The organism is Prosthecobacter sp., assembly GCF_029946185.1.
In the GTDB taxonomy this organism is placed as follows: domain Bacteria; phylum Verrucomicrobiota; class Verrucomicrobiia; order Verrucomicrobiales; family Verrucomicrobiaceae; genus Prosthecobacter.
In genome coordinates, this window is record NZ_JAQSEA010000044.1 from 1 (window position 1) to 7,116 (window position 7,116).

General features: G+C 59.3%; 7 protein-coding genes and 1 other RNA gene. 5 read left to right on the forward strand and 3 right to left on the reverse strand.

The window, feature by feature from the left end:
* On the reverse strand, nt 1–879 hold an 879-nt coding region (locus PSV43_RS02525), incomplete at its 3' end, for a DUF1501 domain-containing protein (protein WP_300193446.1).
* A gap of 121 nt (nt 880–1,000) precedes the next feature.
* Here PSV43_RS02525 and PSV43_RS02530 point away from each other — a divergent pair.
* On the forward strand, nt 1,001–1,903 hold the full coding sequence (locus PSV43_RS02530; protein ID WP_300193449.1) for a LysR substrate-binding domain-containing protein: 903 nt from the start codon (nt 1,001–1,003) through the stop codon (nt 1,901–1,903).
* A 60-nt stretch (nt 1,904–1,963) separates the two neighbouring features.
* Here the strand turns inward: PSV43_RS02530 and trpC are convergent, their stop codons facing one another.
* A complete protein-coding gene (trpC, locus tag PSV43_RS02535; RefSeq protein WP_300193453.1) occupies nt 1,964–2,749 on the reverse strand; it encodes an indole-3-glycerol phosphate synthase TrpC in 786 nt (261 codons plus the stop codon).
* A gap of 140 nt (nt 2,750–2,889) precedes the next feature.
* Between trpC and PSV43_RS02540 the strand changes: the two genes are divergently transcribed.
* A complete protein-coding gene (locus tag PSV43_RS02540) occupies nt 2,890–3,120 on the forward strand; it encodes an acyl carrier protein (RefSeq protein ID WP_300193456.1) in 231 nt (76 codons plus the stop codon).
* Nucleotides 3,120–4,415 (forward strand): hypothetical protein, encoded by a 1,296-nt coding sequence (locus PSV43_RS02545; RefSeq protein WP_300193459.1) that lies wholly within the window; start codon nt 3,120–3,122, stop codon nt 4,413–4,415. The genes PSV43_RS02540 and PSV43_RS02545 overlap by 1 nt, the downstream gene beginning before the upstream one ends.
* Nucleotides 4,416–4,431: 16 nt before the next feature.
* Here the strand turns inward: PSV43_RS02545 and ffs are convergent.
* Nucleotides 4,432–4,526: signal recognition particle sRNA small type (gene ffs, locus PSV43_RS02550), an RNA gene on the reverse strand.
* 135 nt (nt 4,527–4,661) lie between these two features.
* Between ffs and PSV43_RS02555 the strand changes: the two genes are divergently transcribed.
* Both PSV43_RS02555 and PSV43_RS02560 read left to right on the forward strand, forming a co-directional pair.
* Entirely contained in the window at nt 4,662–5,729 is a 1,068-nt protein-coding gene (locus tag PSV43_RS02555; RefSeq protein WP_300193460.1) for a hypothetical protein, read from the forward strand.
* Nucleotides 5,730–5,778: 49 nt separating this feature from the next.
* Nucleotides 5,779–6,579 (forward strand): hypothetical protein, encoded by an 801-nt coding sequence (locus PSV43_RS02560; protein ID WP_300193462.1) that lies wholly within the window; start codon nt 5,779–5,781, stop codon nt 6,577–6,579.
* Nucleotides 6,580–7,116 lie beyond the last annotated feature (537 nt).

Sequence of the window (7,116 nt, forward strand, 5' to 3'; positions counted from 1 at the left end):
CGCCATGAGGAGGCTGGTGCCGTTGATGTCCTGGCCGTAGCGTTCGCGCAGCGCCAGAGGCTCGGACTCGATATCGAACGCATTCGTGGTGCTGCTGGATGAAAGCAGGTCAAAGGCGCGCTCCTGCTGCTTGACGTAGTTTTGAACCGCCATCTCATGATCCAGCTCACGCCGTGCGCCATTGAGCGCGGCGAGCAGCGACTTGCGGTCCAGCATGCGCTGCGCGTTCACGCCGCCGGACATGGAGATGGTAGGTGCGGCAAACTTCAGCGGGGTGTCGAAACGTCCGTTCAGGAAAAAAGGATCGTGCTCCATGCCGATGCGTCCGGCAAACTGGCCGGGGCGGGTGAAGGGCAGCTTGCTGGGCTTGTGCGGGAGGGTGATGAGCGAAGGCAGGGAGGGGTGCTGCGGACGCTTCATCGAAACCACGCTGCCCATGTAAGGCCAGTCTTCGGGATAGGGGCGGCGGTCGTTTCCCTGCTGCTTGAAGGTGATGTCGGGGGCGTGGCCGGTGAGGTTGTAATAGTAGCCTGCGTGGTGGTCGCCAGTAGCCAGACCGCTGTCCGTGACCCCATGGATCATGGCAAAATGATGCGCCTGCTTGGCCAAGAGCGGCAGGTGCTCGCACAAAACGATGTCATCTCCGGTGGTGCGGATGGGCTTGAACTCACCGCGGTACTCCAGCGGCGCGTCCGGCTTCATGTCCCACATGTCGATGTGGGAGGCACCGCCGCAGAGGAAGAAGAGCACGGTGGATTTCGCGGGCTTTGCCAGAGTGGGCGCGGGCACACCGGACCCGGTTGTCGCAAACGCACCGCCCTTGAAGCCGAGAGACGCCAGTCCCAGCGTCGAGGCCGTGAGAAAGGTCCGGCGGTCCATTGAGGGGCGAAAGAGCGGTGTATCCATAAGATGCGAGCAAGCCACCTACGTTTAATAACGCGACCGCCTTGCTGGTGCGCACACGATTTGCGCAGACTGCGGGTCTGTGGTCTGATCTGGTGTGGAATTTCACCAGCTTCGTTACTTCATCGCCGCCGCCGAGGATTTGAGCATTTCGTCTGCGGCCAAGCGCCTGCATGTGACGCAACCGGCGCTGAGCCGGCAGATTGGCGTGCTGGAGGCGGAGCTGGGGGTTGCGCTGTTTGATCGCATTCGAAAGCGCATCTATCTGACTGAGGCAGGCCGTTTTTTTCTGCCGAAGGCGAGGCAGATTGTTTGTGATGCGGAAACGGGTGCGCAGCAGCTGCGCGAGCAGTTTGGCAAGGCACGGCGCACGCTGAGACTGGGGTTCATGGCACCGTTTCTAGATGACTTGGTGGTGCCTGCGGTGCGTGAGTTCCGGCAGCGGCACCCGAAGGCGCAGGTGAGCTTGTTTGAACTGCCGCCGCGTGCGCAGCTTGACCGGCTGCGGAATCACGAACTGGACGCGGCGATCCTGGGCAACATCTCTGACGGTGATCGTGCTTTCTTCACCACGCGCACGCTCTCACGGCATCAAATGGCGGCCTTGCTGCCGGAGGATCATGAGCTGGCGAAGAAGAAGGTGATCAAACTGGCCGCGCTGAAAAATGAGCGCTGGGTCTCTCTTTCGGACGCCTCCTTCCCCGGCCGCCGGGAGTTTCTGCGCGCGATTTGCCAGCGGGCAGGATTTGACCCGCAGATCGTGAGTGAAGTGGACTCACTCCCCATGATGCTGGGAACGGTGACAACGATGGGGGGAGTCGCGCTGATTCCCCGCCATGCCAGCAAGATGCCGCATGGGGGATGCGTGTTTGTGCCGCTGGCCGCGCCGGTGCCGACGACGGAGCTGCTGCTGGTGCTGCCGAAGCAGGAGGTGGGCCTGGAACTGACGACGCTGACGAGTTTGATCGCGGAACTGGCGGCGCAGCTGGCAAAAGGGTAGGAAACTTGAAAGTGTTGCGCGAATGCGAACGCGCTGGGCTCATCTCACGGAGCGAGATGGCTACTTTTCGGTGGAGGCGCGAAACTGGGGGAGGTCGGCGAGGATGTTTTGGCTGCGCATGAGGGTTTCGCCAATGAGGAGGGAGTCGGCACCGGCTTCGGCGAGGCGGAGGGCGTCGGCGGGGGTTTTGATGCCGCTTTCGGAGACGAGAACGATGTCGTCGGGGATTTCCTCGGCGAGCAGCTCGGTGGTGGCGAGATCGACGGTGAAGGACTTCAGATTGCGGTTGTTCACGCCGATGATGCGGGCGTCGGTGGCGAGGGCGCGTTCGAGTTCGGGGAGGTTGTGAACTTCGACGAGGGCATCCAGCTGGAAGGTGTGGGCGACTTCGAGGAGGTGCTCCAGGGTGGGCTGGTCCAGCGCGGCGACGATGAGGAGGATGGCGTCTGCCCCGGCGACGACGGCTTCGAAGATCTGGGCTTCGTGAATGATGAAGTCTTTGCGGAGGCAGGGAATGTCGAGCTGCTCGCGGATCAAAGTGAGATATTCCAGGCGGCCCTGGAAGTATTTTTCGTCGGTGAGCACGGAGATGGCGCTGGCACCGGCTTTTTCGTAGCCACGGGCGATGGTCAGGGGATCAAAGTCAGTGGCAATGGTGCCGACGGAGGGTGAGGCGCGTTTGACTTCGGCGATGATGCTGAGGCGCGTGGGGTCATTCCGCAGGGCATCGTAAAAGGAGCGTACGTCATTGCGCAGGGCTGCGGCGGCACGGAGCTTTTCAGCGCGTGGCAGCAGGCGTTGCAGTTCGGTGTGCTTGTGGGCGATGATTTCGTCCAGCTTATTCATAGGGGCGCGCACCGTGGCGGAGGGATGGCATTGTGCAACCTTCTCCTGTAGGCAAATACGCATGCAGGGGATTCTTGACGTGTCGCATGATGCAGGCTCTCTCTGATGGAATGCCTGAAGTGCCCATCAGCCCCGCCGCCGTGATCGAACTGCTCACCGCCGAACATATTCTTGAACCGCAGGAACCGCTCACACCTGACACGGACCTTTTTTCCATGGGGCTGGATTCCATGGCGATGATGCAACTGCTGCTGCTGATCGAGGAACGCTTCCGGCTGACGATCAATCCGGTGGAGATGACGCGGGAACGTTTTGCCACGGCGATTGCGCTGGCCGGATTTTTGGAAGAAAAACGCCGCCAGGCCGCGTGATGTCGATCCAGCCCGCCACCACGGTCGATTTTTTCCTCGGGGGACTTGAGGCCTTCATGCGCCGGAGCGGGCAGGGAACGCACTGGGGTGTGACCGTGCTGAGGCTGGAGGGGAGGCCGGACGCGCAGATTTTGACGCAGGGCTGGAAACAGATTCATGCGATGCACCCGATGCTGGGCGCGCGGCTGAAGCGGCAATGGCGTGGCTGGCGGTGGGTGTGGGAGACAGCGGGGCCGATCGCGGCGCCGCCGATCTGCTGGCATGCTGCGCAACCGCTGCCACCGGATGCGGCGGTCATTCAAGAAAGATTGCAGGGGAGAAGCAGTACCGGTGAGCTGAGCACGCCTTTATGGATGGAGGTTTTTCCGTGGGGTGCTGACGGCGGGCACGTGATTCTGCTGAGCTGGCGGCATGCACTGCTGGATGGGACGGGGATCAATCTGCTGCTGGAGAAATTGGCTGCGGGGGGCTGTGCCTCGGGGCCGCCACTGCTGACAGCGCCGCCAAGCGAAACGCCGGCCCAATTGTACAAGAGAGCCCGACCGCTGATGAACAGACTGCAGGCGATGACGACGGCGGGATGCCTCTCCGCATGGATGAAGGGGATGCCGATCGGCGGACGGCCTGAGTATCGGCTGATCGAGCTTTCCCACGAAGAATCTGGGAAGGCCGTGGCGCGCCTGCGCGCGCTGTGTGGTGATTTTATGCAGATGCCGTTTTATGCGGCCGTCGCCGCACGCGCTTTGCGGCTGCTGCATGAACGGCGTGAATGGAGCAGCCCAGAGATCCACCTGCATCTGCCGATGCAACTGCGAGGACGGAGCCGGGAGCTGATTTTCGGCAACCACATGGGGGCCATGCCGCTGTTTCTTGATGCGGGGGAACTCAGCACTCTGGAGCAAACGGTCGCTCATCTGCTGGAAAAATACCGTGAAGCGATGAAGGAAGGGATGCCGCAGGCTTCCGAGGCGCTGACGAAACTGGCGGCGCATTTCCCGCTGAGTACGTTCATCCCAATGGTGCGCTGGACGAACATGGGGCAGATTTGCAGTCTGTTTCATTCCCATACAGGCGCATTTTTGCCGGGCCGCACGGAATTTGCCGGGGCAGCGGTACAAAATGTCTTCACCATTCCAAGCGTCTGTGCGCCGCCGGGGCTAGGCATCTTTGTCTCAGACTACGCCGGACAGATTACGGTGACCCTGGCTTGGCGGGGGGATGGGGTGTCCCAGGCTGAGATCGAAGCGATGGCTCAGCGAATTCGGACGGATTTGACGGGCATTGCTGAACAATGACCACGACAAGTAATAAAGGTGCCAGGGAACCGCGACATGGACAGACAGGCTGCCGTTGCTTCCGTCAGGACCTGGCGGGGTTCGCAAGCTGAGCATCCGCGGCCCCTGACGCCGCTGATTTAGCCGCTGGCTGCGTCAGACACAAGCAGGATTCCGGTCGAAAGGAAAAATGCGTAAAGATTGGTGTTGTCGAAAGCCTGCGTTTCCGGTAAAAAAAGGTCCTTAATTTCTCAAATTCGCATTCGTATGGTCTGGAAAATCTTATCTGCTCTCTCTGCCGTCTGTCTCGGCGTCGCCTGTTTTTTTGCATGGTCGAACCAAAAGCTTCTCGTTGAGGAGCGTAAACGCGAGGGGTTTGCCAACGACAATCTGGTCGAAATGAAGGCCCACATCGCCAAAGCAGAAGAGGCGAAAAAGAGCCGTGAGACGCAGCGTGACATGGCGAATCAGGAGCTTGAAACGACCAAGGCTTCCGTGGCAGAGTTTGCGCTCAAGGCTCAGACTGCAGACCAGGAATTGGCGGTTGTGAAGACTAATCTGGAGCAGACCACCAAAGTGGTGACACAGAACCAAAAGCAAATCGACGAGGCTGGTGACATCAAGTCGCTGCTGACTCAGATTGATGACATTACAAAGCAACGCACCGAAGCAGAGTCTGCACTGACCAACCAGATTCAGCATCTGGCTGCCGCGACGGAACGAATCACCATCCTCACGAATGCTGCCAAAGAGGCTGAGGAAAGAGAAGCCCGTGGTCGGCGCGGCATTGTGGATGATGATTTCACCGCCAAGGTCTCGCATTCCTACACAGACTGGGGCTTTGTGGTGCTTAATAAAGGCAACGGTGGTGGTGTTTTCGCCAATGCAGATCTCGAAGTGAAACGCGGCAAGGACGTTGTTGCCAAGCTGAAGGTCCGTGATGTGGAGCAGAATTCCGCCGTTGCCGATCTGGTCAAAGGCAGCCTTGCTGAAGGTCAGAGCATTCGGGCAGGTGATCTTGTGGTCGCCGCCGCCGAGCAGAGCGCCAAGACAGCCGCAGCCAAAACACCGGAGGGCACAGCCGCTCCTGCACCCACAGCCCCTGGGGACGCCGCCACACCTCCCGCTGCTGCAGGGATGGGCACAGATCCTTTCGGTGCGCCTGCGGCACCAGCACCCGCCATGGGCGCAGATCCATTTGGAGCGCCTGCCGCCCCTGCCCCGGCTGCGCCCCCCGCCATGGGTGCTGATCCATTTGGAGCCGCCCCTCCTGCAGGAGGAGCCACACCGCCGAGTACCGCTGATCCGTTTGGAACAGCACCTCCCGCCAAATGATCGCTGCCAGCAGTTCCTCGTCTGATTTTTTTCCCCGACTCTCCTTCCCATGACCAAAGTTCTTTTCATCCTTAGCGCAGTGGTGATTCTCGTAGCCAGTTTCTTCGCCCATCAAAACGGGCGTGAGTTTGCCGAAGTGCGCACCAAAATTGCGGGCGTTAACGCCAATATCACGAGCGAAAAGCAGGCTCAGGAGAAACTTCTTCGTCCAGTCACGGGTGAAGTGCCCAAGCTGGCGGCCGAGATCGCCCGCGTGCAGGGGGATCTGGATGTCGAGGCAGAGAAGCTCAAGGCACAGAAAAACAAACTCGCCCAAACCCAGGGAGAAATCACGCGCACCCAGGAAGAGCTTGCGGTGAAGGAAAAGAAGAAAAAGGAACTGGAAGACCTCCTTATAAATCTCCCGCAGGGCATGAAGCCAGAGACGATGGTCGAGAGTATGCAAAAGCTGAAGAAGGAAAAGCTCGACTTTGAGGCACAGGCTGAACTCAAGAAGAAAGAAGTGGCTGCTGAAGAAGACAAGGTCGCGGGCATCCAAAAGCGTGTGGATGAAGTGATGCACAAAATCGAAGACCGCCGTAAGAACTTCGAGCGCAACAGCCTGAGTTCCCGAGTTATCGCGGTGAACTATGACTGGGGTTTTGTGATTATTGATGCGGGCGTAAGCGCCGGTCTCACTGAGCAGACCAAATTGATTGTCACCCGCGGTGCGCAAACCGTCGGCAAAATCAGCATCATGTCCGTCGATGGCAAGAACTCGATGGCGGCCATCGTGCCGGATGCAGTCGTCAACGGGCAGGTCATCATGCCAGGAGATCGGGTCATCCTCGAAAACTTGGTGCAGAATTGATTCGTCGAGTGCATAGGTAGAACCTCATGAAGACACGACTGCTCAGCCTTCTGCTATTGATTAGTACCGCCGCATGCTCTCTTTCCTCCTGCAGCTCGGATGAACCGAAACGCAAGAAGGTGGTCGGACCGGATAGCAGCGAGTACAGCAGTCTTCCATGGAACCGCCCGCGGTCTTGGGAAGGCAATGCCAGATACGGCGGCATGGTGCCGGGGAGCCGCTAAGAGGCAGTTGCTGAAGGCGCTTATACTGCTGCTTCCAGCAGTGCTTTGCTGCATGCGGGGCTTTAGACGACACGGTAAAAGCAGGTGGGGCGTTTGGATTGGGGCCGTCCACAGGGCTTACGCATGAAGCGGTCAACGAAGGGGTCGTGTCCTTTCCGAAGGACCTAAAGGATACCAGATTCCATGACAGCTTGATTTTTTGCTGCTGGTTATGCGTTGTAGCGCTTCGCAAAACTCATTTCCGTTTAGCAGGCTGTGTCTTGATCGCTGATCATGGGCTTCCTTCTTCGCTCTCCTGAGTCGAGCTACGAAG